The sequence below is a fragment of the Ferrimonas sp. SCSIO 43195 genome (genome assembly GCF_023716685.1).
GTDB lineage: Bacteria > Pseudomonadota > Gammaproteobacteria > Enterobacterales > Shewanellaceae > Ferrimonas > Ferrimonas kyonanensis.
The window spans coordinates 3686003-3712092 of the sequence record NZ_CP072679.1 but is presented as its reverse complement, the minus strand read 5'-3'; the positions used below and the strand labels follow the sequence as shown (position 1 = coordinate 3712092).

The window sequence follows — 26090 nt, the reverse complement described above, 5'->3', positions numbered from 1 at the left end:
AGATTTTCATAAATTTAATATCGCTAGTTCATGCACTTATGTTTTCCTTTAACCTATCCTAGGTCAGTTGGTAGATTCTTGCCTGAACTTTTGCTTAACCGGGTAGCTTGCCACTGCAGGGCGGTAACCGGCAGCGGGTATTGTCGTGAGGAGAGAAGTGTGAGAAACAGGGGCATTCCAATGGTGTTATCTGTGTTGTCGGTTTTAGCCGGTTGCAGCGCCGAGCCGGGGACACCCAGCGGCCCGGCCTTTGACTGCCAGCAGGTGGAAAGCGGCAGCATGGAGTCGCGCATCTGCCAGTCGGAGTCGTTAGCGGCTTTGGATCGGCAATTGAGCCGAGTGTATCGCCAGGCGCGTATCGTGGCAGAGAGTCAGCCTGGTTCGATGCTGGTAGCGGAGCAGCGGGGGTGGATTAAGGGGCGCAATGACTGCTGGAAAAGCGCCGATCCCGATCGCTGCATGGCGGACAGCTATCGGCAGCGCATTGTCACCCTGCAGGCGGAGTACGAACTGGTTGAGGCAGGCCCCTGGCTCAGCTTTCGGTGCCAGACGACACCGTCGCAGACGTTACGGATCAGGCACTATGCCACCTCGGAGCCGACGCTCGTGGCCGACTACAACGGACAGCGGTCGCTGATGACTCGCCAGCCCAGTGGCAGTGGGGTGCGTTATCGTGGTCGCAATGAAAGCCTGTGGGAACATCAGGGGGAGGTCAGGTTGACCTGGGGCTACCAGGCTGAGGCGGTGCTGTGCCAGAGCCATGGTGCCAATCACTGAGGTTGAAGGCGAGCACCCAGTTTTGTGACTAGGGGGTATTTTAGCGGCTTGAACGGTGGTTCTTATAAATCTAACACTCTATGATGCAAGGCAATTTTGTATGTCATTGGGAGTTGTACACGCCGTGAACAAAAAAATCGTTGCCGTAATCTTGGCGCTGGCCAGTGCGTTTTTCTTTTATCAGCCGTTCAACAGTTTTGCTGGTTTCTATCAAACCGGAGAGCATTGGGGCGGCATCGCCTACGGGTTGTTGGGACTACCCGTGTTGTTTGCGATTGCTATCTGGGCCAGACAGAAAGCCCTGGCGGTGGTGTTTTCCGTCGCCACCTTGCTGCTGGCCGGCAAGTACGTTATGGATATCGGTGACAACGTTGGCTGGGGGTTGATGGGCATTGCCGCCTGCGCGCTGGTGTCGGTACTGCTCTCCGCCGGCGTGAAAGCCCGCTAACTCTTCCCTGGGGCGAAAGCCTGTTCGCCCCGTTTTCCTTTTTCCGGCGTTGGCTGTCTCTATGACAGCACCAGAGGGTCTGCTATCGGCGTCTTGCCGGTTGCCACCGGCATCATCAGGTTTGGCCGAACTGGGACAGAAGTTTGATCGTCTTCGGGTCGGTTGGCTGAGCAAAATAGTGCGAGCCGGATCGAGAAATTGCCGCGCCGAAATAGGAATCGGTTAATAGATCAAGGTCTTTCGTCGCTATTCAGCGTATAACAACACCACTATAACTATATCGGCCTCACTGAGGCCAAGGGTCAGGATGCATCCACTGCCCGGCAACCTTGTTGCCATTTTAAAAGAGAACTGCATCCATGATATTGACACGATTACTTCAACCACCCTCCATCCGTGCATTGCTGGCCGGGGTATTTCTTGGCTTGTTTTCCCTGTTTTTGGTTGTGGTTGGAACCATTTACCTGAGTTCCTCACGGGTTGGCGACGCCGTCGGCCAACTTGAGCTGGGCTTTTTGAACCAGTCCGATCTGAGTCAGATCAGCGTTGGGTTCGACGGCCTGCGGCGTGAAGAGCTGGGGTACATCTTGCGGCGGGACATCGGTGCTCCGATGCCGGATACCGCCCTTAGCTATCTGGAGGATCTTCGTCAGGATCAACAGCGAGTATTAGCCAAAGCCCTGGCAGAGAGCCACGGGCAGGAGCAGACATTGCTGCAGCAGCTGCAGCGCGACATTGCTCAGTACAGTCTCATCCACGATCAGTTTTTAACATTGGATGCTGCCGGCGACACCCAGGGTGCCGCCCGCTACCTGTCGTCCCGGCAAAGCTGGGAGGTGTACATGCAGGTTCAGCAAACACTGGATCAGTTAAAGCAGCTGTCCGCTAACCGGGTGGAGCAGGCCAAAGGCACCACGGTGACCGCTCTGAGTGAGTTGTCGCAGTACAGCCTGGTGGTGTCCGCCTGTTTCATTGCTTTGCTGCTGTTTTCGGCGTTTTTGTTACTGCGCAGCATCATGGTTCCCCTGGGCGCCATGGGGGACTTTTTGCGCCGGATTGCCGCCGGCGATCTGACGTCCAGCATCAGTGACGACGGTTTCCACGCCCGCGAATTTGCGGAACTGGCCAGTGACGGCCTGCAGATGCAGCGTCAGTTGAACAGCCTGGTGATTGAACTGAGTACGGCCGCGACCCAGTTGGCGACCGCCGTCGAGGAGGTCAGCGCCATTTCTCAGGATGCGGCCACTGGCATGGAGCGTCAGCGTACCGATGTTGATATGGTGGCGACCGCCATGAATCAGATGCAGTCGTCCATCGGTGAGATCTCCGGCAATACCTCGGAAGCGGCCGACACCGCCAACCAGGCTCGAATCTCGGCCAATGAGGGCGAGCAGGTGGCCCAGTCGGGTCAGGCCAGCATTCAGGCGGCGTCGCAGGAACTGACCGAGGCCAGCGAGGTGATTCGTCAATTGGTGGCCGACAGCTCCCGGATTGCGGTGGTGTTGTCGGTGATTCGGGAGATCGCCGATCAGACCAATCTGCTGGCATTGAACGCCGCCATTGAAGCGGCCCGGGCCGGTGAGCAGGGACGGGGATTTGCGGTGGTGGCCGACGAGGTTCGCACCCTGGCGAGCCGGACTCAAGACTCGACTACCCAGATTCACGAGATCATCGACAGCACCCAGCAGCGCGCGTCCGATGCCGAGCGGGTGATGGAGCAGAGTCGCAATACCATGGCGAAAAGCGTGTTGGAGACCAACCGCACCGGTGAGGTGATTGGTGCCATCAATGCGGCCATGGGCCAAATTGGGGATATGTCGGCACACATTGCCAGTGCTACCGAGGAGCAGTCCAGTGTGACCGCCGAGCTGAATCGCAATATTGTCAATATTCACGATACGGCGGCTGAGGTACTGGCGGGGACGCAGCAGACGGCCAGTGCGTGTCAGGAGTTGGCTAAGCTGGCCCACGGCCTGACCGAGCTGACTCAGCGTTTTCGAGTAAGTTAGTTGGCGTGAAGCCCAAGGCCGATCCTATGGATCGGCCTTTTTGATCTGGCGCTGTTAGCCGTAGAAGCGGAGGCGTTCGACCAGCAAATCCACAAACCCTTGTCGGTTCAACCCCATGGCGACGGTGGTATTGGCCGGCTTGCCAGTCAGGTCATAGTAGTCCACCACCGTCATCCCTTGAGTGTGCTCGCCTTGAGTTTCCACCCCGACCCAGCAGGTTTTGGTGGTAAACAGCTCCGGTGCCACCAACCAGGCGATGGTACAGGGATCGTGCAGCGGCGCACCGGTAAAGCCCCACTTGGGGTCGCGGTGATAGATCATAAAGAAATCCAGCAGCTCGGCCACCACATTGGAGATGGGGTTGCCGATGGCTCGAATCCGCTCGATGTCTTCATCCATGATCTGGGCTTCATGAGTAACGTCCAGGCCACACATGGTGATGGGAATACCGGATTTGAACACCATGTCGGCGGCTTCCGGATCGACGTAGATATTGAACTCCGCTGCCGGGGTCCAGTTGCCCATGGCGGCCGCGCCCCCCATCAGCACGATGCGTTCAATCTTACTGTGCAGCTCCGGGTGGTTGGCCAGCAGCAGGGCGATGTTGGTCAGAGGGCCGGTAGGAACCAGGGTGACGGCAACGGAGCTGGCTCTGAGTTTTTCCGCCATCAACTCTACCGCGTTGATGGATTGGGGGGCAAAGCCCGGATCTGGCAGTTTGGGGCCATCGAGTCCAGACTCGCCATGGACATTGTCGGCGATGATCAGCTCCCGGGCCAGGGGCTTAATGGCGCCGCCGGCCACCGGGATGTCACTGCGCTTGAGCAGTGTCAGTACCCGCAGGGCATTGTTCAGGGTTTTATCCGGGGTTTGGTTGCCGGCACTGGTGGTGACCGCCAGCGGGTCGAGTTCAGGGCAAGCCAGAGCCAGGATCAGGGCAATGGCGTCGTCATGGCCAGGATCACAGTCGAGAATAATAGGGGTACGCATTGAGACTCCATACTGATGTTGCGCAGGGAAATAACGCTAACAGGAATTGGCGACGGGAAAGGTGACCCGCGTAGCGAAACTCAGGCTGAATGGTCAAGCCGGTGTTGGTCGCGGCAGTTAATTAATGGACTACTAAATTAATTAAGGTTAATAAATTAGATTAACTATATGGGTGAGTTAGCATATTCATTCAGATTTAAACGAGCTTTCAATCTGCCACTTATCAATATTCAAACCTCACGTATTCGTTAACTCATATATTTTACGGATTGTGTAGTCATTGATTTTATTTTGTTAACGTTTTTACTTTTCAGCTTGTGGGTCATGTGGTTGATATAAAAGGTTTTTTATTTTTGCTTAATGACTGGTGTAGAAAGCGATAACGGCAGCTTGAAAATAGTTGCTTGACGAACGATTTTTGATTGGTCTTTTGCGTTTTTAGGATTAATATTGCCGCGAAAAGAGAAGAGTAAATATTGAAGATTAGGATAGTAGCTAGTGAAACGACTATTAATAGTTCTGTTTCCTCTGTTGCTGTGCGCCTGTGGTGGTGGCAGTGGCGGGGGAGCAACATCAACGGATACCGCGGAAAAAAAACCACACCCTGGCCTTAAGGTCGAGGCCATTACCCATGATTACCAATCGGATTTGTTGTTACCTCTGCAGATAAGCGGCGGCAAAGGCAGCATCGGGGTAGGTTTTGCCGATGGCGAAGCGGTCGATGTTATTGCGCTGACCCTGCGTGATGAGGTGCGGGTACTCAATGCGGGCCACACGCGACTGAAAGTCAGTGACAGTGGTGGGACTCGCTATCAAGAGACGACCTCCTACATCGACGTTGTTATCAATAAAGCCAGCCGAGCGCCCCTGTTAGTGGGTGACCTGATGCTGAGTTATCAGCCCTACGCTGAACACCAGATGGTGGCAGAGGGAAACAAAGGCGCATTGAGTTATGCATTGACCGGTGCGCCCGGAGTGGTGGAGGTGAATGACTCCGGGTTAATTCGAGTGCTGGGGGTTGGAACCACAGAAGTCACCGTTTCCGACGATGGAGGCCGAAATTACCAGCCAGCCAAGGCCAGCATCGCCGTGCAGGTCAAAGCCACCGATGGCTCGGTTGCTCAGTTTGCCGATTTGTCGCCAAAGCCCTTTGTTAGCGGGGGTAAGTTGAAACCGGTTTACGCCGGCCCGCTTCAGAACCATCGTCAGTTCGTCATTGCCGAGGGCGCTGCTGCGGATGTGGTTCGTATTAACCGCAACAGCGGCGATATGGATATTCTGCACGCCGGGCAGACGCAGGTGGAGGTGACTCAGTTTGCCACCGACGGCGTGACTCCGGTGTCGGTTCAGCGTTTCTCTGTGGTCATTGAGCCGGTCGCAAACATCGCGTTTTCGGTGCAGGATTTGACCTTGGATTACGGCTTTGATGACGAGTTTACCTTGCCGGCCTCCGGCGCCAGGGGCGCATTGACCTTTGCCCTGAAACAGGACGACAGCAGCGTTGTGCACCTGGTTGATGACGCTCTGGGGGTGTTTGGTTTCGACGGTATTGGCGAAGCCGAGGTGGTGATCACCGATGGCGGTGATCGTGATCATCTGCCTGCCGAAGTGACCGCCACCATCAGTGTCGACAAACTGCCGAGCTCTGGGTTGACCACCGAGGCGATACATCGAACCTATGCGACTGATGCCAGCTTCAATGTGCCGGTTATTGGTGCCAACGGCCAGTTGAGTTTCGGCATTGTCGACGGCAAGCCAGAGGACGTGGTGTCGGTATCGCAAGATGGTCTGCTACGGATGTTAAAGCCGGGCACCACGACTCTGTGGGTCAACGACGACGGAGATGGTCTCTATCAGCCTCAGCGTGCCACGGTAGAGGTAACCATCGATAAGAGGGTGAATGAGGATCTGGTGGCCGACAATTTGTTGCTGCAATTTGCAGACGATGCGTTGTTGACGCCTGTGGTTCGGGGCAATCGAGGCCAGCTGAGCTTCAGCGTCGAGGGCGATGACGTGCTGCGCCAAAATGGCGATGGCAGCATTTCCCTGATTGGCGCCGGCCGCGGTTATGTGACCGTCACCGACAGTGGCGACGCGTTCTACCTGAGTAGCACGGCCCAGTTCTATGTGGACGTTGCTTATGCCGATGGCACCCTGAAAGTGGGCAATGTGACGGCGGCCTTTGTTGAAGGCAAACAGTTGTCGATTCCGGTTTCCGGTGTGCTGGGCCAATTGAGCTACCGTTATGATAATGCTCAGCCCGAAGATGTGGTCGAGATTGATGAGGACAACCGTCGCCTAATTATCCGCAATGCCGGCACCACCCTCATTGGCATTACCGACTCCGGTGACGCCGGCCATGGTAGCCGTGGAGCGATGATGCGGGTGACCATCGACAAGGCGCCGCAGAATCCGGCATTGTCGTTGGACCAGACTCTGCTGGAAACGCGTTTTGAGGATGGTAAGACCGTGCTGGCGCCGACGGTAACCGGGCAAGTCGAGGACGGCAAGCTGCAGTTCCTGCCGCTGGACTTCAATCAACAGGTGGTGGATCTGGACTACGACAGCGGCCAAATGACCGTCAACAATGCCGGTGAGGCAAAGTTCGTGGTGACAGAGACCAGCCGTAACTTCGAAGACACCAGCCTGGAGTATACGCTGCGGGTAAACAAAGCCGCCTATCCGGATTCTCTGGAAATTGAGGCCCCCACCGCTCAAGCGTTTGTACCCGGCATGCAGGTGCCGCCGATTGCATTGGCCGATCCTAAGGGCAGCCTGCATTATCGACTCGTGGCAGACTATGCGACATCGGATTATGACCTGCGGGAAGACGGCACTCTGGTTGTTCATCGATACCCTCAAAGCACACCGATAAACGTTCTGGTGACCGATGATGGCGGCCGCAACTACGAATCTGCCTCTCGAATTGTCCCGGTGTATTTCAAAAACTATGAGGCGGGAACCGGAGAGGAGAGCACGCTGAGTTTTGACGGAACCCCGCTGGTGATTGATTCGCCGGCACAGGTGGCTGCCAAAGATGCCAGCTACTTCTCTGTCTTTCAGCTGGGTCGCCATGGTGCCACCTTGGGGGATGACGATAACCTGACCGGAGGCTACAGCTTGCAGACAACGGCGGTGTGTTTGAAAGACCGGCCAACGGCTTGTTTGAATCTGACGCTGAGATTGCAGAAGACCTCGGTGTGTCCGGATGGCTCTCAATTGGCATTGCCACTGGCCTCCACTCTGGTCAACAGTTGTTCGTCTCAGGTGACAGTGACATTCAACGCTGCTGATCCCTTTAACGCCAGCTTGCCGTCGGGTCATTTTGTGTCGAGAACGCCGCTGATGCTGGTGCACTATGCTCGGCCTTACCAATCTGGTGGCCTCATTGAGGGAGGAGAGACCCAGGCTCAGGTCTGGTGGTTGCTGGATGTGGATGTGACCATCCCTTAAGTAAGACAACGCCCCCGGTTGGGGGCGTTCTTGTATTCAGGGGGCAGCGGTTGCCCAGGGATGACTCATCCTCGTGACTGCTGCTGGTAGCCGATGCACCTCGATGGATGCGGCGCTACCGCCCAAAGACAACAACGCCGTGGCAGGACCACGGCGTTGTTGTCTCTACGTGGCGCAGACCGTCCAAGGCGGCGACTCCCATAGGCAGTTGCTGTCATGACAAGAGGGAGAGCCTGGCGTGGCTAAGGCGCTTGTGGCCTGAAAACGACAACGCCGCGGCAGGGCCACGGCGTTGTTAAGAGGCGAGAAAAGGGGCGCGATTAGCCTCCCAGTTCGTCGACCGCCACTTTGTAGGTGGGATCTTCGATGACATTCACTTCGACCAGGTTACCGGCTTTTTGCAGCAGTTTGCGGCATTCGTCGGACAGGTGGCGCAGGTGCAGGTGCTTGCCTTGCTTCAAGTAGCGCTCGGCCAGAGTGTCGATGGCTTCCAGTGCCGAGTGATCGCACACTCGGGACTCACCAAAGTCCACAATCACCTCCTGAGGGTCATTGTTGGCATCGAACTGTTCCAGAAAGCTGGAGGTCGAGGCGAAAAACAGCGGGCCATTGATCTGGTAAACCTTGCGGCCGAATTTATCTTCCTTACTGCTGATGACCATATGGGTGGCGTGTTCCCAGGCAAAGCGCAGCGCCGAAACGATCACACCCACCAGTACCGCGATGGCCAGATCGGTGGCCACGGTTACCGCAGACACCAGCACAATCACAAAGGCATCGGACTTGGGGACTTTGCGCATGATGCGGAAACTGGACCACTCAAAGGTGCCCAGAACCACGATAAACATCACGCCCACCAGGGCGGCCAGCGGCACCATCTCGATAAGGCTGCTGGCAAACAGTATGAAGGCCAGCAAGGCCAGGGCGGCGGTGACACCGGACAGGCGCGAGCGGCCGCCGGAGTTGATGTTGATCATGCTCTGGCCAATCATGGCACAGCCACCCATGCCGCCGAAGAAACCGGTTACCACGTTGGCCACACCCTGGCCGACGCATTCGCGGTTGCCCTGACCTCGGGTCTGGGTCAGTTCATCCACCAGGGTCAGGGTCAGCAGTGACTCAATGAGGCCGATGGCCGCCAGAATAAAGGCGTAAGGCAGAATGATGTACAGGGTTTCCAGGGTGAACGGCACCATGGGGATGGCAAACTCCGGCAGCGTACCGGACAGGCTGGCATTGGCGTCGCCGGTCATGTTGCGCAGGAAGTCCACGACGGTACCGGTTTCGATGCCGGCAAAGTGCACCAGAGCCGTTACCGTGGCGATGGCCGCCAGTGAGGAGGGCACCGCAGTGGTCAGTTTGGGCAGGAAGCGGATGATTGCCATGGTCAAGGCAATCAGGCCCAGCATGACGTACAGTTGTTGCCCCTGCATCCACACCATCTCTCCGGCCGCATTGGCCACTTTAAACTGGCCCAGCTGTGCCATGAAGATCACAATAGCCAGGCCATTCACAAACCCAAGCATCACCGGGTGGGGCACCAGGCGAATGAACTTACCCAGCTTAAAGGCGCCGGCAGCCATTTGAATCAGCCCCATCAAAATCACAGTCGCAAACAGATACTGAACCCCGTGCTCAGCCACCAGGCTGACCATCACCACTGCCAGGGCACCGGTAGCGCCTGAGATCATGCCCGGGCGGCCGCCAATAAGCGCGGTGATCAGTCCGACCATAAAGGCGGCATAGAGACCGACTTTGGGTTCGACTCCGGCGACAAATGCAAAGGCAACGGCCTCTGGCACCAGCGCAAGGGCAACGGTTAATCCCGACAGGATATCGGCTCGGGCCGACGCGTCTGGATTACTTCTAAGCTCAAACATTGCTTATTTCACCACTGTATGTTGGTTGATGGGACACTAAAAAGCCGCGCAGTCTGACATTATTGGCCAGGATAGTCAAAAATAATTACATTTTCGTTGCTTTTGTGAAGGTATGGAATATGAAGCTTTATATGTCAAAGTTTGCTTGAGGGTATTCGCCTTTTCTATCGGTAATAAATAAATTGATGACTCATTTATCCATATGAAAAATATGGAAAATATTACTTATTGGTGGATATATCTATTTCGTCATCAAATATGAGGTTTAACCTCACCTTTATTGATGAAATATTCCCGACGGCACTTTTTTGACGGCAACGGTTGATTTTTCAGGTGTTTGCGAAGATGTTAAAGGGGAGTCAAGGAGGCATCATTGTGGTGATTGAATCTGTCAATCCACTGATACAGCGCTTGTACGTTGCGGGCACCGAGAAACTGCCCTGGCACACCTGGGGCAGGCAGTTGCAGGCCATATTGCAAGCCGACGTCGTGCAACTGGCGGTGGTGGGAGTTGCCGATGGTCGCGAGGTGGTCAGCTGTTGCGATGCCGATGATGATAAGGCCCGTGACAACCTGAATGCCTTTAAGGCTGCGTTGGTGTCCGAGCGCGACTGTGACCGGGTGGAGCAGCGATTTGGCTGGTTTGCCCGCCAGGATACCCCCTATGGTTTGTGGCTGTGTTTGGGCTCAGATGCCGAGTCTGCCCTGTGGCAGCACCCGGCCATGGATCTGCTTCGGCCTCACCTGGTGCAGTGGGGCAGCGTGCTGCGTGCCAGTGTTAAACCGGAACAGTTTCTGCTTGCGGCGGATCATACTGCGGCGTTGCTGTGTGATAACCGTGGCCAACTGCTGGCCAGCAATCCCTTGGGGGCCGAGTTGCTTCAGCGTCAGTCTGAACAATCGGCGCCTGTGCTGCCGTCACCGCTGACCAGCGTGATGGAAAGCCATCAATCCTGCTGGGTTCCGAGGATGCTGTGGGGACGCAGCTACCAGGTGTTGGTACGGCCATTTTTCGAACCGCCGGGATCGCATCTGATGTTGATTCGAGTCCAGGGTCAAAGCCGGGCTTTTTCGCCACAGTACTTTCAGAAGTTGTACGACTTGTCCAAGAAAGAGGCCGCAGTGGCGGTGTTGCTGGCCAATGGCCTGTTGGCGCAGCAGATTGCCGAGAGCCTCTACATTGGGGAAAGCACGGTTCGCAGCCACATCAGGAAAATCCTTCAGAAAACCGACAGTCGCAGCCTGAATCATCTGATGGTGAAGATGCACTGCGGCCTTAATGGTTTGGAATGGAGTGGATTGTACCCGCCGCTGAGGCCGTGCACCGATACCGGGGAGGAGAGCGATGCCAAGACTGTCTGAGCATCAGGTCAATGAGTTGATTATCAACCTCTATCAGGGGGTGGTGCACGGCGGGCATTGGCAGTACTGGCTGGAGACCTTCCTGCAGGACGCCGGCTCCGATGCCGGTTGGGTGACTCTGGTGGACAAGCAGACCTTGGCCGCAGACAGCTTGGCCGATGTCGGTTTTGAGGGCATTGCCGATTACAACCACTACTACCATGACAAGGACATGGTGGCCGAAGCCTTGATGGTCAATCGGGAGCTGAAAGAGGGCAGGTTCTACGCCATTCAGGAAGTCGTCGATTTTGATAACTACCTGAATTCAGAGATCTACAACGATTTTAATTCCGATCATGGCATCCTGCATCTGTGCGGCGGTTACGCCAGTCTGCCCGGCAGTGACAAGGTGTTTCGGTTGTCGTTCTTCCGCGGTGCCGATAAGGCACCATTCAATACCGACTTTGTCCGGCGTCTGGATCTGTTGATGCCGCACCTGACTCAGACCCTGCAGTTGGATGAACTGAGTCGTTACCATCTGCAGTGCCGTTCGGGGCCGTTTCGTCACCTGGATGAGATGAAGGTGGGGGCGGTGGTGTGCGATGCCTCAGGCCGAGTACGATCTTACAATGCCGAGGCGGAATCGCTGTTGTTGAGTAATGGCATCGGCAAAATTTGTGGGGGGCGTTTGGTGCTCAGTGACCATCAACAGCAACAGGCGCTGCAGCAGGCGCTGTATCGCGCCTGCAACATTGTCGACCAGCACAGTGTGCCGCAGTTGTCGCCGCTGATGTTGGGCAGTCGCAGTTCACCACTGGAAGCCTTGGTGCGACCCTGGTGTGTCAGTAGCCACAGCTTCGAGGATGCCAGCCTGAATGCGGTGGTGTTGCTGAGAAGCCATCAGCAGGCTGAGCACCTGAGCCTGAGTCTGATGCAGCGGCAGATGGGGCTGTCGGCCCGGGAGTTGGACGTGGCGCATTACGTTGCCAGGGGATTGGATGCCCGCTCCATCGCTCATGAGTGTTTCGTGGCGGAAACCACGGTGCGGACGCACATTCAATCGTTATTGAGAAAGTTCAATGTAAACAGCCAGCAGCAGTTGATTGCGCGCCTGCACGATCCGCTGTTGACCCTGGCCGGTCACCCGGATTTGCCCCCTTCCCCATAGGCTTTCATCCTCTCCTTTGCGCCTTGTTCCCGGCCTACCCTGATTGTATTCTTTGTATATCAAGCAGTAATGCAATTCTATTCGGGCTTGCCGCCGCAGTTGGGGCGTTGACTGAAATCTGGAGGTCCTATGGCGGATGTAAAAATTGGGGTGGCACTGGGCAGCGGCGCAGCCAAAGGCTGGGCACACATCGGTGTGCTGAGAGGTCTGAACCGTATCGGCATCATTCCCACCCACGTGGCCGGGTGCTCTATCGGGGCGTTTGTGGGGGCGGCCTATGCTGCCGGCAAACTGGATGAACTGGAGCAATGGGTGCGTGGGTTCTCCAGTTGGGATGTGGTGGGGCTACTGGACCTGTCTTGGCGTCGGGGCGGGCTGGTGTCCGGGGATAAGATTTTCAAGGCGGCCAGCGATGCCCTGGGGATCATCGACATCGATCAACTGAATAAACCCTATGTGGCGGTGGCTACCGATCTCTACACCGGCCAGGAGGTGTGGTTGGACAGCGGTTCTCTATCGGACATTGTGCGAGCCAGCTGTTCCATCCCCGGCTTGATGGAGCCGAAGCAGATTGGTGAACGCTGGTTGGTGGACGGGGCGGTGGTGAACCCGGTACCGGTGTCAGCCTGTCGAGCCATGGGCGCGGATCTGGTGATTGCGGTGGACCTGCATGGCGATGCGCGCCAGTCGGTGGCCGAACCGGTGCGCCTGACCAAGGTCAGCAGCCAGGTACAGCCACAACCGGAAGAATCGGGAACCGGTTTTATGGATCTGCTGGCCAGTGGCAAGGAGTTGGTGAATGAGTTTGCCGATCGTTTCTCCAATGCCGCCACCGCTCAGCCGAATATGCTGGCGGTGATGCACCAGTCGATGGAGATTCTTGAGCAACGGCATAAGCGGGCCCGGTTGATGGGCGATCCGCCCGAGGCATTGGTGATGCCCAGAGTGGGCGACATCAATACCATGGAGTTTCAACGGGCGGGCGAGGCAATCGCCGCCGGCGAGGAAGCGGTGCTGCGGATACAGCATCAAATTGAAGCCGAAGTGCAGCGCTTCGGCTGAGGCGCCCGCGAGGCCAACCCCTTGGCTGTGCGGTGCCCGCGTGCACGGTCGCCGCGACTGGCTCGGTTCTAAGTCGAGTCGCGAAGGGAGAGCGACTCGAGGCGTGTCACTGCGACCGCCACCGTTTCAGATCCTCGAGCACCTGAACCATCGACGGCAGCACGGTGTGACCGAGCGCAATCACCTCATCACTGGGGTCGACGAGATCCGGGATCTGGTAGGTGATCATGTCGGCGGCCACGGCGGCGTGGACGCCGTTATTGGAGTCTTCGAAGGCCAGGCATTTTGCCGGCGCGACATTCAGCCGACTGGCGGCCAATCGATAAATCTCCGGGTCCGGTTTACCCCGGCTGACTTCACAGCCGGTGGCCAGGCTGTCAAAGTAGTGATCCAGTCCAGCCAAGCTCAGTTTCTTTCTGGCGACCACCTTGGCCGTTGAGGTGGCGACCGCCATGCTGATGCCATTGGCTCGCAGCCACTCCAGTAGATCGATGACGCCGGGTTTTACCGGAATCGGTTGGTGCTCTACCACGGCGTGGTAGCGGCAGCGCCACTCTTCATGCAAGCGGTCGAGATCGTCGCCGTACGCCTGTCGAAAGATCCGTTCTATACCGGCGGCGTTTCGGCCGATAATGGAAAGGTAGACCTCTTTGTGGAATGGCAGTCGTTGGGTGTCACAGGCCTGTTGAAAGATGCGCATGCACAGGCGCTCGGTGTCCAGCAGCAGCCCGTCCATGTCGAAAATGGCAGCGTGATATGTCATTTGGCGTACAGCAAAAGTGAGCGAAGGCCGGCATTATGCCACAACCCCACCCCTGTCACTGACAAATCCCTCATATCAAGACACCCAGACTACCAGCCCCTATTTACGACTCTCATATTCAGACACCCAATCCCTTATCAATCCCTTATAAAGACACTCAGGTTAAAAGCGTTTACCAGAATTGATAGGCATCAGTTCCGAAGAGGGGAAATTGGTTGGTTCTGTCAGGTCGACGTCGTACTCGGTGTGTTTTGTCGCGCGCAGCCAGGGGAGCCCCCTTTATCGGGCGCAACGGTGCCTTTGAGGGGACTGGCTAGCTTGGTGTTTTGGAGTTGGGCCGTGATTAAGCGCCGAGTAGACGTTTGGCACTGCCTGAGCCGCGAATTCGATGCATACCCTTCGTTTGTTGGCAGTGCTGCAAGCTATGCAGTCGCCCTGCTAAGTGACAAAAGTGGTCTTCAAACCCTTCTGTGAGCTCCATCCAGCACTCGATGTCGATGTCGAGGCGTTGCAGCAGTTTGCCGCAACGAGCTGGAATGACGCCGGTTTTGGTCTTTTTGATGGCTCTGCCAGTAAACTCAACCAGTTCCAGATAATCATTGATATGGCAGGGGAGTGTTTGCAGGCCCGAATCTCTGGGCTCAAATGACTTCAGTTGTTCAGGTTGCTTACCTTGCAATGCCGCGCGGATGCGCATCTGGACACTGGTGAACTCCGATTGCTCCGGCGTGTTGGCGATGCCGGCTCGAATAGGGTTGAGATCGACGTAGGCCATGCAGGCCAGCAGTGCTTGTTCATCCAGGAGTGCCTGAGATTTAAATCGCCCCTCCCAGAACCGGCCTGAGCAGTTATCTTCTTTGTTGGCTTCGCGGGCGATGTGCTCGTTGAGTGAGCGCATAAACCAGCTTAGGTCGGTCAGGCGAGAGCGGTAGACTGCCGCTTTACGTTCTACTTGGTTTAGCTCGACACGAGTCAGGTTGTCACGCTGCTCGTCGTCGCAATAACGGCGGGTGACGTCGGTTCCCGCAAACAGCCGATGCCAACGGGTGAGTACATCTAGGGTACTCCAGCCATGCGATCTTTGTGCATCAACATACAGCACCACATGACTGTGGTTGCTCATCACGGCAAACGCGCAGATGTCGATGGCAAATGACTGACTTAAATCAAGTAGTCGTTTTTCTACCCAATCTCGGCGGTGTTCGTAACTGATGCCGGTGTAGTCATCGACTCCACAGAGAAAGCTGCGACGAACACAGCGACTGACGCAATGGTAAAACGGGGTATCTTGCAGCGATACCTGCTGACTCCTGGCGGTGGGCATAGTCTCTTCCTTGAAACCAACACAGAGCACAGTGTAGCTGATGACGGGTGAGGCGCAGAAAGGTTAAACGTCGAAAACCTGGGTGTCTGGTTAGGGGAAGCGGTTGATGGCGGGTGAGGCGCAGATAGGTTGAGCGTTGAAAATCTGGGTGTCTGGTTAGAGGGAGCGTTGATAGTATGGGTGTCTGAATAGGGACGCATGAATAGGGACGGTGGCTGAAGTGACGACGCAATTTAAAGATCGCTGTGTGTATCAGGGGGCTGAGTATTTTATGCCGGTCTGTATCGGTTTTCCGATCGATGACGGCCGAATTATTCCATTGAGTGAGGAAGAGGTTCGGCGCCTTGGACTCGAGAGCATAGTCGGGTCGTCGGCCTGTTGGCGTAATTACATTGCGACCTGGGAGATCAATCATGGCCGCCTTTATCTCATCGGTTTAGAGGGTAAGTATCGGCTATCGGAACCTAAACCTCTGCTGGCGGATTGGTTTTCCGGGGAGATTACCCTGCCCCAGGGGGAGCTTGTCGATTGCAATGTTGAACTGGATTTTGCCCTGCGGTACACCCAGGAAATCAGATTGTGCTTTCAGTCAGGAGTGATAACTGAGAGTGTCTTGAAATCGCTCGACTAGCGAGTGGTGTAGGCGGAGTCAGGAGACATTGGCTGGAGAAAAGCCTGAGCGGTGGCGGCGAGACTGCCACCACGGCCCAGGCCGAACACTTACCGCTCTGCGGCCAACATCTCGTTGAGACCACCGCCATTGGTGACCTTGGTGTAGCCCTGTTTTTCCAGAATCATCTCGGCGATGCCGGAGCGACGACCGGAACGGCAGTAGACCACAATGGGCTGGTCTTTGGCCAGGCTCAGGTGCGGCATCTCATCGGCGATGATGTCGTGCGGAATGTTGATGGCCCCCTTCAGCCGTCCTTCGGCAAATTCACCCGGGCTGCGGACATCGATGATGACCGCCTCTTGCTGGCGAATCTGTTGCCAGGCCAGTTCGGCGCGCTCGCTGCCAAAAGAGGTCCAGCTGGTCAGTATCAGGATAAGGGCGATCAGGGGTCTTAGCATGAATTATTCTCTGTGAGCTAACTGTCTCTCCGTCGGCATCCCCAGTTTTTTCATTACCAGGGTCGCCGGGCAGAAACCGGTGAATGCGGATTGAATAAGGTTAGCACCAATGAAAACGGTGAACCAGAAGAATAATGGATGAACCCAAAGGGTTAATCCTACTGAAATCAATACCATACTCCCTGCAAATGCCTGGGTGGCGCGTTCGGTTGAAAATCCGCTCATGGTGGTGCTCCTTAATAGTGATAGCGCAGCCTGAGCCAGGCATTGCTGTTGTCATCCAGTTGTCCGAAAAAGGTGTGATTGTCGCGGCCGTTCATCAGGTTGAGTCCGGCGCTCAGTAGCCAGCGATCGTCGACGCGGTAGCTGGCCTGCGGCTTGAGGTAGAAATCGCGATCGCTGGGCGAATAGAAGGTGAACAGGTTCAGCTGCACTTTGTCTTGCCAGGCGCGGTAGCCCAGTCTCAGTGTCAGCAGGTGCCGATTCTGATCGGTTGCTTTGCTGGGGTCCGGCTGAGTGCTCAGGTAGTCGCCGTAATGACGGGTGTGCTCCAGATAGTATTGCATCGAGCCGGTCAGGTTGGTGATCAGTTCAGACTCGTACCCCAGCAACAGCAGCACTTGATCCGGTGGTGCAATTTGGGTCGAACTGCTGGACTCCAGACTCTGATGATAGGCCGTTTCGGCGTTAAACAGGCCACCGGCCAAGGTGGTACGCAGGCTGGCACCGTAGGCGTTCAGGCGGGCATACTGAGGTGCCGGAAAGCCAGAGTCGAAGTCAATGGCCTTGGGTTGGCCGCTGTACCCCCAGTAGCCATACAGGGCGTATTCGGTTTGACCGGTACTCCAGAACACCCTGGCTGCTGCGGCGTCGTCGCTGGGTTCATTCGGGCTGTGGCCGGGGGCCACTTTGCCGCCGCTAATGGGGTCGAAGTAACTGAAGCGTTCGCCATTGATGCTGTTGTCTGCCTCGAATCTGGGCATGTACACCAGATCGACATTAAAGCGGTTGCCGTACCAACTGGTCTTAATGGCATTCACCGGCGCCTTCAGGTATTGGTCCTCCTGGCCGGAGAAAAACGCCTGCCAGTCTTTGGGGAACAGATCATTGAGGAACAGGTAATCACCGGTCCCCCAGGTCAGTACCTGTCGGCCCATTTTGAGCTGGGTGTGCTCGCCGACCGACGTACTGACGGACAGATCCCGTACATCCACCAGCCAACCGTCGACCACGTCGTCATAACCGGCGTCGAGTCGCATCGTTGCCTGCCATTGCTCGCCCTGGTAGCCACTTTCCAGACGGGCGATGAGCTGAGACAGGGTGCTGCTGCCCAGGCCCGCTTCATCGGTTTGCAGTCGGCGGCCGGTGCCGGCTTCAATGAAGCCACTGAGGGGCTGCCAAGGGGAGGTGGACTCCTCAACCCAGTCGTCACCCCAGTCATCCTCCCACTCGGGCTCCGTGGCGTGGACTGCGGCGGTGGCGATCAGGGCCAGCATCAGGGTCAGGCTGTGCGGTCGTTTCCTGGTCATGACCCCCTCACTTCAGATACTTAACCGGTGGCTGACGCATGCTGCGTTCGCTGAACAGCGACTCGGGCAGGCCTAGGTTGTACTGAACGCCGCGAAACTCCATCAGGGTATAGCCTCCGGAATTCAGGTCGCTGATTTTAGAGCGAAGCACCGTTGGGTAGCCGTCGACAGTGTCCACCTTAATGGTCTCAACCCGGCGGTAGACTTGATCCTGCTGGTCACGGTACTCCACCTTGCTTGGCAGCCAGGTGTGCTTGTCGATCCAGACGCGATAGGCACTGAACTCGACGCTGTCCGGGGCCTTGGGGGTGGCGCCAATTTGATAGTAGTCGTCGGTTTCAGATTCCAGGGTGAAGTTGTCCTCGGCCAGGTTGCGACCGGAGACGTCTTCATAGAAGAAGTGGCTGCCGACAAAGGCGGTGCGTTTGTCGCCGGCGCTGATGCGCTTGAGCAGATCCAGTCCGGGCAGATACAGCCAGCGGTCGTCGTCGCGGCTGACTTTCTTTTCGACCCGGAATACGGTGCCGCGCACGTCGGAGGGGCGGGAAAAAAACACCAGCATCTGTTGGTCTCCACCGGACTCCAGGGTGCGGCGAAGCAGGGTGAACTGACGGGTCTGCTTTCGCCCCTGGGCATCGACGATGATCATCCTCGCCTGACTGCGACCGTCGTTCCCGGCATAGAAAGCGGCCAGGTTGGCCTGGGCCACCACCTCGTCGGCGCTGAGGGCATAACCGCTCCGAGGCATCATTATCGACGCCAGCATGACACTGGCAGCAAGCAGTACTCTCATTACTCTACTCCTGATGTTGGGGGGCTGGGGTCGGTTGAAGCTGGGGCGTCAATCGTGGTGCCAGCAGCCACAGACAGGCGGGCAACAGCACCAGGGTGGCCAGCGCCGAGATCGCCATGATGCTGGCCAACAGCACACCGACGGTGATGTAGGGCACCAGTGGCGCCAACAACAGCGGGGTGAATCCCAAGGCGATAACAATGGCGTTGCGGCTGATGGCGCGGGCCGGCTCCTGATACATGGCGATCAGGGCCGGTCGAACCTGGCCGAGTCGTTTCAGCTGTTCCCGGAAGCGCTCGAGGAAGTGAATGGCAAAGTCCACCGACAGACCCAGGGTCAGGGCGGACAATACCGCGATGGGCATGTCGTAATCTTTCCCGAGCCAGCCGATAAGCCCATAGATAAAGCTGATGGTTAATGTCAGCGGCACCATGGCAAGCAGGCCATACAGGGGCGAGCGGAACAGCAGCACCATCATCACCAGAACGATGGCGAACGCCGACAGCAGGCTGTCGCGCATGCCGCTGACCATGGCGTCTTGCCAGATCACATTAATGTAGGCCTTGCCGGCCCAGTTGACCTCGATGCCGCTGGGAGCCGGGTGCTGGCTGAGGAACTGGTCCACTTCGGCGATCACCTGGCTCATGTGTTGATTGTCACCGGAGGTCAGTTGCAACCAGATTAACCCCTTGCGGTAGTCCGGGGTTACGAAGTGCCACAGGTCATTGGGGCGATGGCTGGACTGATACTGCAGCAGGGTCTGGGCCACGCCGGCGGCACTGTCCGGCAGCGCCAGGTCGTGATCTTCGCCGCTGCGCAGTTCTCGGTTAACGGTCTTGACGATGTCCGACAGGCTGTTGCTCTTGCCCACCAGGCCGGAGTCGTCGAGGTGACGCTGCAGGTCGTCGACCCAGTGCAGCAGGCTCGGGTCGAGGAAGCGTCGTTGTTGCTCCGCCACTTGTTCCAGCTGCGCCAGCAGGGTCGGCAGCCGCGGATCGTCGCGCTCAAAGCTGGCATCGTCGGTGGCCAGGATCAGTTGCTGCAGCGCTTCGGCGTTGCCAGTGCTGGCTGAGTGCGCCAGCGCTTGGTACTCGGGGCCGAGCAGTTCCACGACTGTGGTTTGCAGTCTGGTGTCCATAGAGGGCCGATCATGGGCGGACAACACCAGGTAGCCATCGTAGGTGCCGGCAAAATGCTGGTTCAGGGCGACGTCGGCAACGCGGATGTCGTGGTTGCTTTTGAACCAGCGGATCGGGTTGTCATTGATCTGTATCTTGCTGATCCCCCAAAAGCTGAAGGCCAGAACGGCCAGGCTGATGGCCACTATCGGCTTCGCCCGGCGAACGCTGCGCTGGCCGGTGGCGTGCAGCAGTTTGCTCAGCAGTCCCGGAGCCTTGGGCGTATGCAGGCGCTGCTGCATCTTGCTCAGGGCATCGGGAGACAAGCGCACGATGTAAGCCGGCAGCAGGATAATGGTCAACAGGAAGGCCAGCAGGATGCCAGTGCCGACAAAGGCGCCAAACACCTGAACCGGCGGGATAGGGGTGATCATCAGTGAGAAGAAGCCCACCGCCGAGGTGACCGAGGTAAACAGCATCGGCGTGAACAGGTCATTGACCACCTGAGTGATCACCTTCTTGGCCTGTTGGCCGGGACGGTAGTGGTCGGCAAATTCGCTCATGATGTGGATGGAGTCCACCACCGCGATGGGCATCAGGAAGATGGCGATCATCGACGACATGATGTGAACGGTAAAGCCCAGGCCGATGAGGCTGCCGACAATGATGATCACCGTGGCCATGGCCACCAACATCGGCGCGACCACCAGCGGCAGCGAGCGGAAAAAATACCACATCAACAGGAAAATCATCACTCCGGCCATGGGGGCGGCGATGGCCATCTGAACAAACATCTCGTGACCAAACTGGTTTTCTGCCACTGGCAGGCCGGTCAGGTAGTAGTGGGCGCTCGGTTGCTGGTCGGCGATGATGGCCCGAATCTGCTCGGCGATGGCAAAGCTCTGATCTTTGTCTTTCAGAGGCACATAGATGGCGGCGGCCTGGCGGTCGCCGGAGACCAGGGTGTTGTTCAGCAGTGGCAACCGGGCGACGGCATCGCCAATGGCGCTGGCCTGCTGTGGATCCGTGGGCGCCGATTTCATCATGTACTCAAAGCGGATGGTGCCCGGTGCCGACTGGGAGATGTTATCCACGGTAGACAGCGCCATCAGGTCGGCTTTCACCACCCCGTCAATGGTCAGGATGGCGTCGGTAATGGCGGCCATCTGCTGCAGAGATTCCGGTGTGAAGATCCCCTGTGGCTGATCCGTGACGGCGCCGACAACGATGCTGTCATAGAGGGCGAATTCGGCTTTGGTGGCGTTGTGAAACAGCCTGGCGGCATCGTTTTCCGGCAGCATGTTCTCCGGGTCGGTGTCGATCTGGATCATCGGTACCAGCGCGGCGGCCAACAGCGTCAGGGCCAGCACCAGAGCGTATACCCGTTTCGGATAGTGGGTGGCGAAGTGAATCAGCCAGGCTTTCATATTAGAGCTCCCTAATTTATTAAGGGTACTATAGTTTAGTTTTTTCTAATATTCAATGTTGGATTTCCTTCGAGGGTACCTCTTTACGCGGGAGGGAAGGCAAGAAACAAAAAAACCGCGACATCGTGTCGCGGTTTTTGTTGTTCAGGGAGTCAGCTGGGTTTAGAAGCTGTAGTTGAACTGAGCGCCCACCAGGAAGGCGTTGCCTTCGGAGTTCAGCACGTAGCCGTCTTCGTTCACTTCCACCTGCTCGCCATCGATGTAGGAGAAGGCCAGATCGATGTTGGCGTTGTCAGACAGCTGGTAGTTAGCACCGATGCTGTACCAGACGCGATCGGAATCTGGAATGGAGATGGAGCGGTGGCTTTCTGGCACCGGGGTTTCGTCGTAAGCGATACCGGTACGCAGCGTAAACTCTGAGCTGACGTTGTAGGTAGCACCGATGCCGAAGCGCCAGGCGTCTTCGAAGTTTTCATTCTTCAGCAGCACGGTATCGCCCTTGCTGATGGAGACGGCGCCGTCATTGAAGTCCTGATCGGCCACGCCGCGAATCTCTTCAAACACGCTCCAGCCGGTCCACATCACGGTGGTGTGCAGCGTCAGCTTGTCGCTGACCTTGTGGTAACCGGAGAACTCAAAGATGTCCGGCAGTTCCAGGTCCAGGGTGCCGTCGATGGACTGGCCACCGGTGGCGCTCAGGGCATCAGAGACACCGGGAACCATGGTGGTGATGTCGTTCTTCCACTGGCCTTCCAGCTCTACGGTCACCTGAGAGCGGTAGGTGACGGAGAAACGATGGTCGTCGTTCAGTTCGTACATCACGCCGACGTTGTAGCCATAGCCAAAGCCGTCACCGGACATGTCCGCCAGTGTGGTGTCGTAGCTTGGCAGGATGGGGTTCATGGCCGGGTTGTCGGACATATTACCGGCGTAGCGTTTCAGCTCGGCGTCACCGTAGATGACGTTGGCGCCCAGACCCAATGACCAGTGGTCGTTGAAGCGGTAGGAGACGCTGGCGTTCAGGTTCATGGTCATCACTTCGGTCTTACCGGCGATGGAACCCGCCGCGTAATCGCTACCGAAGTCGGTGCCCAGACCGAAGTTGGAGAAACCGGCGAAACCGATGGCGACCTTGTCGTTCAGAGGCATGATCAGGTAGGCGGCGGGCACGAAGGCGGTAGGGGCGGCGCCGTCGATGTCCAGATCGTTTGGATCGGCTGCACCGCTGACACCCTGCATGTCGACACCGGGATCGATGTAGGTGCCAACGATGGAGATGGCGGTTTCATCGAACAGTGACATGGCGGCCGGGTTACGGGCCAGTACGGCGGCATCGTCTGCAGCAACACCTTCACCGGCGAAGGCTCGGCCCAGGCCAGATACGGAGGTTTCGTTAAGCAGGAAGCCGGCCGCTGAGGAACCGGTGCTGATGGCCATCAGCGCAGTAGCAATAATCGTCTTGTTAAACGTCTTCATAACTCTCTCTAAATTCAGATTGTTATTATTATCCCGTCGGACGAACCTCGGGGTCTTTATATGTGTCTTTTTTCGGCGGAGTTCGACGCATGTTCAAACCCAAAATACGCCCCTTTGAATTGGCGCCATTGTAGGGGGGATTGGGCGCCAATACAGCTCCGACCAGAACGTATTTTAGAGTGAATCTGCCACGAAATGCTTCGATTGTGAAGCTATATCACACCATGTTAAGGGTATGTGTATTGAGGGTCGGAATTTAGAGTGAATATCCTAAATTAATACCGGGAAGGGGAAACTGTCTGTGAGGTTGTGAATTGGCAGAGAGATGTGCGGGGGTGGTTGCCCCCGCAAACAGAAAAGCTTAGAGCTTTTGCTCAAAGTTGTGGTGCAAATCCTGAGTTTTGTTATCGGCTGGTAACAGTTTGCTGACCACAATACCGGCCAGAGTCGCGAACAGGAAGCCAGGCAAAATTTCATAAAGATCAAAGATTCCGCCCTGCATCTGCTTCCAGGCCACCACGGTGATCGCCCCCACCAAAATGGTGGCGATGGCGCCGAAGCGGCTGTAGTGTTTCCAGTACAGTGCCAGCAGGATTACCGGGCCGAAGGAGGCGCCGAAGCCGGCCCAGGCGTAGCTGACCAGTTCCAGCACGGTGCTTTCCGGATCCAGGGCGATGAGGGTCGCAATCACCGCCACCGCCAAGACGGTCAGTCGGCCGACCATCACTTTTTCCCGCTCACTGGCGTCGGGTCGCAGCCATTTCTTATAGAAATCTTCGGTGACCACCGAGGAGCACACCAGCAGCTGTGAATCGATGGTGCTCATGATGGCCGACAGGATGGCGGCAATCAGAATGCCAGCCAGCCAGGGGTTAAACAGCACTCGGCTCAGTTCGATGAACACCGTCTCAGAGTTGGCCAGAGTTTCGCCGTGGAAGTGCACCGCCCCTGCCAGTCCGGTAGCCAGGGCCCCCAGTAGTGACAGTACCATCCAACTCATGGCGATGCGGCGCGACAGAGGCAGATCCTTAACGTCACCGATGGCCATAAACCGGCTCAGGATGTGGGGCTGGCCAAAGTAGCCCAGGCCCCAGGCCAGTAGGGACAGCATGCCGATGGTCGTGGTGTTGTCTGAGACCAGTTGGGTCATCGAGGCGGGCAAGGTGTCGACACTGGCTCCCTGAATACCGAAGACCATAGTGGGCACCAGCAACAACGCAAACAGCATCAGTAAGCCCTGCAGGAAATCGGTCCAACTGACGGCAAAAAAACCGCCCACAAAGGTGTAGGAGACGATGATGGCACTGCCGATCATCAGCGCCGTCAGGTAATCCAGCCCAAATACTTTTTCGAACAGGATGGCGCCACCGACCATGCCGGAGGAGGTGTAGAACACGAAAAACAGCAGGGTGATGCTGGCGGCGACCAGGCGTAAGGCACCGGTATCATGGAATCGTTTTTCCAGGAAATCCGGCATGGTCAGGGCATCGTCGGTGAAGTGGGTGTAGATGCGCAGCCGTTTGGCCACCACCAGCCAGTTTATCCAGGCGCCGACCAGCAGGCCGACCCCAATCCACATCTCACCGAGGCCGGAGAGGTACACCGCGCCGGGCAGGCCAAGCAGCAACCAGCCGGACATGTCGGATGCACCGACACTGAGTGCGGTGACGGCGGGGCCCATTTTACGGCCGCCCAGGATGTAGTCACTGGATGTGGTTGTGGCGCGGTAGGCTAGGGTACCGATCACCAACAACAGAATCAGATAACCGAAAAAGGTTATGAGTGCTGGGGTAGAAATCATGAGTCTACTTTATGTTGTTTATTAAACACGGTCTCATGGCAGCCGGTGAAGGCTGCTGAGTGTTGATTGCTGAGTCTGAAGGCATTGATGTTGATTTGTTGGCTGCGACGTGGCGAAACTCAACAAATGTGATGAAAAATCAAACAGACAGATGGGCACGTAATCCCAATCGGTTTTCATCCTATCAGAGACGGCTATATGTGACTACCTTCACGAACGGGGCTTTATGCTGCCTGGGGCCGCGAGGGGCGGGCGATTGAGGCCAAGGCCGCCGGGGGACGGGTCATCAGCAGGATGGAACGCTGTTGAGAGCGAGGCGGTGAGCCAACCGGCAGGCCGGTTGGCTCTGGAGCAATCAGATGCTGGAAACGGTGCTTCTCAGCATGGAGACGGCCGAATCAATGTGCTGCTGCTTGCCGCCGACCACGGCAATCTGGAAACGGCCCATTTCAAAGGCTTCACCGGTGTATTTGTCATTGCCAAACTCGGGTGACATGGATTTGTTCTGCTCTTTAGGCACGAAGAACACCGTCATCTTTCCGTCCGGGGTGTCCATCACCATGTGCAGGCTACGAACGCCGTCGAAATCGCAGTAGTTGGCGTAGTAGATGTGGCCTGGCATCTGCTCCATCTTACCGCCGAAACTGGCCAGCTTGGTGTTCAGGGCTTGGAGGCTGACCGCTTCGTCCACCTTGTCGGCAAAGCCGGCTTCGTGGGCCACATGGGCCAGGGCGTGGTCCCCTAGGCTAACAGGCTGACGAATGAAGGTCAGTGACAACCCAATGACGAAAGCCACCGAGGCCGCAGCAGCAAGGTGAAAGCGCTGCTGCTTTTTCTGCCGTTGAAACTGGTTCAGGTTTTGCTGCAGCAAGATACGGTTGGCCAGATCTTCCGGCGGCGCTACCTTCATGGCCGCGGCAAGATGGTCGTCCATTTGCTGAAGTTCATCGACAAAGCTTTGACGGGGCGCCTCTTGTGAGATGGCGTCGATGAAGTCCTGCTCCTGATTGTTTGGATCGGCATAAGCTTGCCGACGGAACTCTAATTCATCCATTGTTTAACTCCCGGGAAAGCGATTTGTCTTCGAGTCTCTCACGCAGTTGGTTGCGGGCCCGAAACAATCGGGTCATCACAGTGTTTCTGTTTAAACCCATAATTTCAGCGATTTCGTCGCCATTAAAGCCGTGCAACACCTGTAATACCAGGGGTTCTCGGTAGTCCTCAGCCAGTGCGGCGATGTGCTTGCGAAGCAAGGCGTTGTCCACCAGTTGTTCATTGCTGGTGGCGTGGTTGTCGGCGACCTGATAATCGTCGATGTCACTGACATCCAGCTGTTTGCGCTCAAACCGGCGGGCATTTTCACGCCGCAAAATGGTGATCAGCCAGGCCTTGGCCGCCTTGTCATCCTTGAGGGAATCCAGCGCTTTCCAAGCTCTGAGAAAGGTCTCCTGAACCAGATCTTCCGCCACAGTGGGGTTGCCGCTGAGCCAGTAGGCATAGCGGTAGATCTCTGTATTCAAAGCCCTAACCAGGCTTTCATAACGTTTTTGTTTACTCACCATGTCATCTAAGACCGGTGAAGCCTGCGTTTTCTTTCGGAATATTTTCAACATTTTTTTGTTGCCTGTCCCGGGCGGCGGCCTTCACTGCCAGACACCGA

21 protein-coding genes are annotated in these 26090 nt (G+C 56.8%); 8 read left to right on the top strand and 13 right to left on the bottom strand.

Going from position 1 to position 26090, the window contains the following annotated elements; translation table 11 throughout:
• Positions 1-192 precede the first annotated feature (192 nt).
• The 3 genes from J8Z22_RS17135 to J8Z22_RS17125 all read left to right on the top strand — a co-directional run bounded on the left by J8Z22_RS17135 (position 193) and on the right by J8Z22_RS17125 (position 3234).
• On the top strand, positions 193-777 hold the full coding sequence (locus J8Z22_RS17135; RefSeq protein ID WP_252007188.1) for an MliC family protein: 585 nt from the start codon (positions 193-195) through the stop codon (positions 775-777).
• A 124-nt stretch (positions 778-901) separates the two neighbouring features.
• Positions 902-1225: a hypothetical protein gene (locus J8Z22_RS17130; RefSeq protein ID WP_156896941.1), complete on the top strand. Its 324-nt coding sequence runs from the start codon at positions 902-904 to the stop codon at positions 1223-1225.
• A 359-nt stretch (positions 1226-1584) separates the two neighbouring features.
• On the top strand, positions 1585-3234 hold the full coding sequence (locus J8Z22_RS17125; RefSeq protein WP_252007187.1) for a methyl-accepting chemotaxis protein: 1650 nt from the start codon (positions 1585-1587) through the stop codon (positions 3232-3234).
• Positions 3235-3288: 54 nt separating this feature from the next.
• Here J8Z22_RS17125 and rihA read toward each other — a convergent pair whose 3' ends face one another.
• Entirely contained in the window at positions 3289-4224 is a 936-nt protein-coding gene (gene rihA, locus J8Z22_RS17120) for a pyrimidine-specific ribonucleoside hydrolase RihA (protein WP_252007186.1), read from the bottom strand.
• A gap of 498 nt (positions 4225-4722) precedes the next feature.
• On the opposite strand from rihA, the gene J8Z22_RS17115 reads away from it, so the two are divergent.
• On the top strand, positions 4723-7677 hold the full coding sequence (locus tag J8Z22_RS17115) for a hypothetical protein (RefSeq protein WP_252007185.1): 2955 nt from the start codon (positions 4723-4725) through the stop codon (positions 7675-7677).
• Positions 7678-7997: 320 nt separating this feature from the next.
• On the opposite strand, the gene J8Z22_RS17110 is transcribed toward J8Z22_RS17115, so the two are convergent.
• Complete coding sequence (locus tag J8Z22_RS17110; RefSeq protein WP_252007184.1) at positions 7998-9557, bottom strand: SulP family inorganic anion transporter; 1560 nt, start codon at positions 9555-9557, stop codon at positions 7998-8000.
• Positions 9558-9932: 375 nt separating this feature from the next.
• On the opposite strand from J8Z22_RS17110, the gene J8Z22_RS17105 reads away from it, so the two are divergent.
• The 3 genes from J8Z22_RS17105 to rssA all read left to right on the top strand — a co-directional run bounded on the left by J8Z22_RS17105 (position 9933) and on the right by rssA (position 13128).
• Positions 9933-10919 carry a helix-turn-helix transcriptional regulator gene (locus J8Z22_RS17105; protein WP_252007183.1) on the top strand — a complete coding sequence of 329 codons (987 nt, stop codon included), beginning with the start codon at positions 9933-9935 and terminating at the stop codon, positions 10917-10919.
• Complete coding sequence (locus tag J8Z22_RS17100) at positions 10903-12066, top strand: helix-turn-helix transcriptional regulator (RefSeq protein ID WP_252007182.1); 1164 nt, start codon at positions 10903-10905, stop codon at positions 12064-12066. The genes J8Z22_RS17105 and J8Z22_RS17100 overlap by 17 nt, the downstream gene beginning before the upstream one ends.
• A 129-nt stretch (positions 12067-12195) precedes the next feature.
• Positions 12196-13128, top strand: coding sequence for a patatin-like phospholipase RssA (gene rssA, locus J8Z22_RS17095; RefSeq protein ID WP_252007181.1), 933 nt, complete (start codon positions 12196-12198; stop codon positions 13126-13128).
• A gap of 106 nt (positions 13129-13234) precedes the next feature.
• Here the strand turns inward: rssA and J8Z22_RS17090 are convergent, their stop codons facing one another.
• Both J8Z22_RS17090 and J8Z22_RS17085 read right to left on the bottom strand, forming a co-directional pair.
• Positions 13235-13891: an HAD family phosphatase gene (locus J8Z22_RS17090; protein WP_252007180.1), complete on the bottom strand. Its 657-nt coding sequence runs from the start codon at positions 13889-13891 to the stop codon at positions 13235-13237.
• Positions 13892-14234: 343 nt separating this feature from the next.
• A complete protein-coding gene (locus J8Z22_RS17085) occupies positions 14235-15215 on the bottom strand; it encodes a transposase (protein ID WP_252007179.1) in 981 nt (326 codons plus the stop codon).
• Between the two features lie 211 nt (positions 15216-15426).
• Here J8Z22_RS17085 and J8Z22_RS17080 point away from each other — a divergent pair, with 211 nt between their 5' ends.
• Positions 15427-15846: a hypothetical protein gene (locus J8Z22_RS17080; RefSeq protein WP_252007178.1), complete on the top strand. Its 420-nt coding sequence runs from the start codon at positions 15427-15429 to the stop codon at positions 15844-15846.
• Between the two features lie 89 nt (positions 15847-15935).
• Here J8Z22_RS17080 and J8Z22_RS17075 read toward each other — a convergent pair whose 3' ends face one another.
• The 9 genes from J8Z22_RS17075 to J8Z22_RS17035 form a co-directional block, all read right to left on the bottom strand.
• A complete protein-coding gene (locus J8Z22_RS17075; protein WP_028114689.1) occupies positions 15936-16286 on the bottom strand; it encodes a rhodanese-like domain-containing protein in 351 nt (116 codons plus the stop codon).
• 3 nt (positions 16287-16289) lie between these two features.
• Positions 16290-16511 (bottom strand): DUF2892 domain-containing protein, encoded by a 222-nt coding sequence (locus J8Z22_RS17070; RefSeq protein WP_028114688.1) that lies wholly within the window; start codon positions 16509-16511, stop codon positions 16290-16292.
• A gap of 11 nt (positions 16512-16522) precedes the next feature.
• A complete protein-coding gene (locus tag J8Z22_RS17065; protein WP_252007177.1) occupies positions 16523-17815 on the bottom strand; it encodes a hypothetical protein in 1293 nt (430 codons plus the stop codon).
• Between the two features lie 7 nt (positions 17816-17822).
• Positions 17823-18608 (bottom strand): outer membrane lipoprotein-sorting protein, encoded by a 786-nt coding sequence (locus J8Z22_RS17060; RefSeq protein WP_028114686.1) that lies wholly within the window; start codon positions 18606-18608, stop codon positions 17823-17825.
• A gap of 4 nt (positions 18609-18612) precedes the next feature.
• The gene (locus tag J8Z22_RS17055; RefSeq protein ID WP_252007176.1) at positions 18613-21153 is read right to left on the bottom strand and encodes an RND family transporter; all 2541 of its coding nucleotides are present in this window, start codon (positions 21151-21153) and stop codon (positions 18613-18615) included.
• A 162-nt stretch (positions 21154-21315) separates the two neighbouring features.
• Positions 21316-22629, bottom strand: a complete 1314-nt coding sequence (locus J8Z22_RS17050; RefSeq protein ID WP_252007175.1) for an outer membrane protein transport protein — start codon at positions 22627-22629, stop codon at positions 21316-21318.
• A gap of 361 nt (positions 22630-22990) precedes the next feature.
• On the bottom strand, positions 22991-24430 hold the full coding sequence (gene putP, locus J8Z22_RS17045) for a sodium/proline symporter PutP (RefSeq protein ID WP_252007174.1): 1440 nt from the start codon (positions 24428-24430) through the stop codon (positions 22991-22993).
• Positions 24431-24785: 355 nt separating this feature from the next.
• Positions 24786-25484 carry a DUF3379 family protein gene (locus tag J8Z22_RS17040; RefSeq protein ID WP_252007173.1) on the bottom strand — a complete coding sequence of 233 codons (699 nt, stop codon included), beginning with the start codon at positions 25482-25484 and terminating at the stop codon, positions 24786-24788.
• The gene (locus tag J8Z22_RS17035) at positions 25477-26043 is read right to left on the bottom strand and encodes a sigma-70 family RNA polymerase sigma factor (protein WP_028114682.1); all 567 of its coding nucleotides are present in this window, start codon (positions 26041-26043) and stop codon (positions 25477-25479) included. The genes J8Z22_RS17040 and J8Z22_RS17035 overlap by 8 nt, the downstream gene beginning before the upstream one ends.
• Between the last annotated feature and the right edge of the window lie 47 nt (positions 26044-26090).

What these genes read in the sequence shown, in the direction of transcription:
- J8Z22_RS17090 (WP_252007180.1), bottom strand. Translation starts at nt 13,891, where the DNA reads ATGACATATCACGCTGCCATTTTCGACATGGACGGGCTGCTGCTGGAC.
- J8Z22_RS17100 (WP_252007182.1), top strand. Translation starts at nt 10,903, where the DNA reads ATGCCAAGACTGTCTGAGCATCAGGTCAATGAGTTGATTATCAACCTC.
- J8Z22_RS17040 (WP_252007173.1), bottom strand. Translation starts at nt 25,484, where the DNA reads ATGGATGAATTAGAGTTCCGTCGGCAAGCTTATGCCGATCCAAACAAT.
- rihA (WP_252007186.1), bottom strand. Translation starts at nt 4,224, where the DNA reads ATGCGTACCCCTATTATTCTCGACTGTGATCCTGGCCATGACGACGCC.
- rssA (WP_252007181.1), top strand. Translation starts at nt 12,196, where the DNA reads ATGGCGGATGTAAAAATTGGGGTGGCACTGGGCAGCGGCGCAGCCAAA.
- putP (WP_252007174.1), bottom strand. Translation starts at nt 24,430, where the DNA reads ATGATTTCTACCCCAGCACTCATAACCTTTTTCGGTTATCTGATTCTG.
- J8Z22_RS17065 (WP_252007177.1), bottom strand. Translation starts at nt 17,815, where the DNA reads ATGACCAGGAAACGACCGCACAGCCTGACCCTGATGCTGGCCCTGATC.
- J8Z22_RS17125 (WP_252007187.1), top strand. Translation starts at nt 1,585, where the DNA reads ATGATATTGACACGATTACTTCAACCACCCTCCATCCGTGCATTGCTG.
- J8Z22_RS17055 (WP_252007176.1), bottom strand. Translation starts at nt 21,153, where the DNA reads ATGAAAGCCTGGCTGATTCACTTCGCCACCCACTATCCGAAACGGGTA.
- J8Z22_RS17110 (WP_252007184.1), bottom strand. Translation starts at nt 9,557, where the DNA reads ATGTTTGAGCTTAGAAGTAATCCAGACGCGTCGGCCCGAGCCGATATC.
- J8Z22_RS17085 (WP_252007179.1), bottom strand. Translation starts at nt 15,215, where the DNA reads ATGCCCACCGCCAGGAGTCAGCAGGTATCGCTGCAAGATACCCCGTTT.
- J8Z22_RS17050 (WP_252007175.1), bottom strand. Translation starts at nt 22,629, where the DNA reads ATGAAGACGTTTAACAAGACGATTATTGCTACTGCGCTGATGGCCATC.
- J8Z22_RS17070 (WP_028114688.1), bottom strand. Translation starts at nt 16,511, where the DNA reads ATGAGCGGATTTTCAACCGAACGCGCCACCCAGGCATTTGCAGGGAGT.
- J8Z22_RS17035 (WP_028114682.1), bottom strand. Translation starts at nt 26,043, where the DNA reads ATGTTGAAAATATTCCGAAAGAAAACGCAGGCTTCACCGGTCTTAGAT.
- J8Z22_RS17075 (WP_028114689.1), bottom strand. Translation starts at nt 16,286, where the DNA reads ATGCTAAGACCCCTGATCGCCCTTATCCTGATACTGACCAGCTGGACC.
- J8Z22_RS17060 (WP_028114686.1), bottom strand. Translation starts at nt 18,608, where the DNA reads ATGAGAGTACTGCTTGCTGCCAGTGTCATGCTGGCGTCGATAATGATG.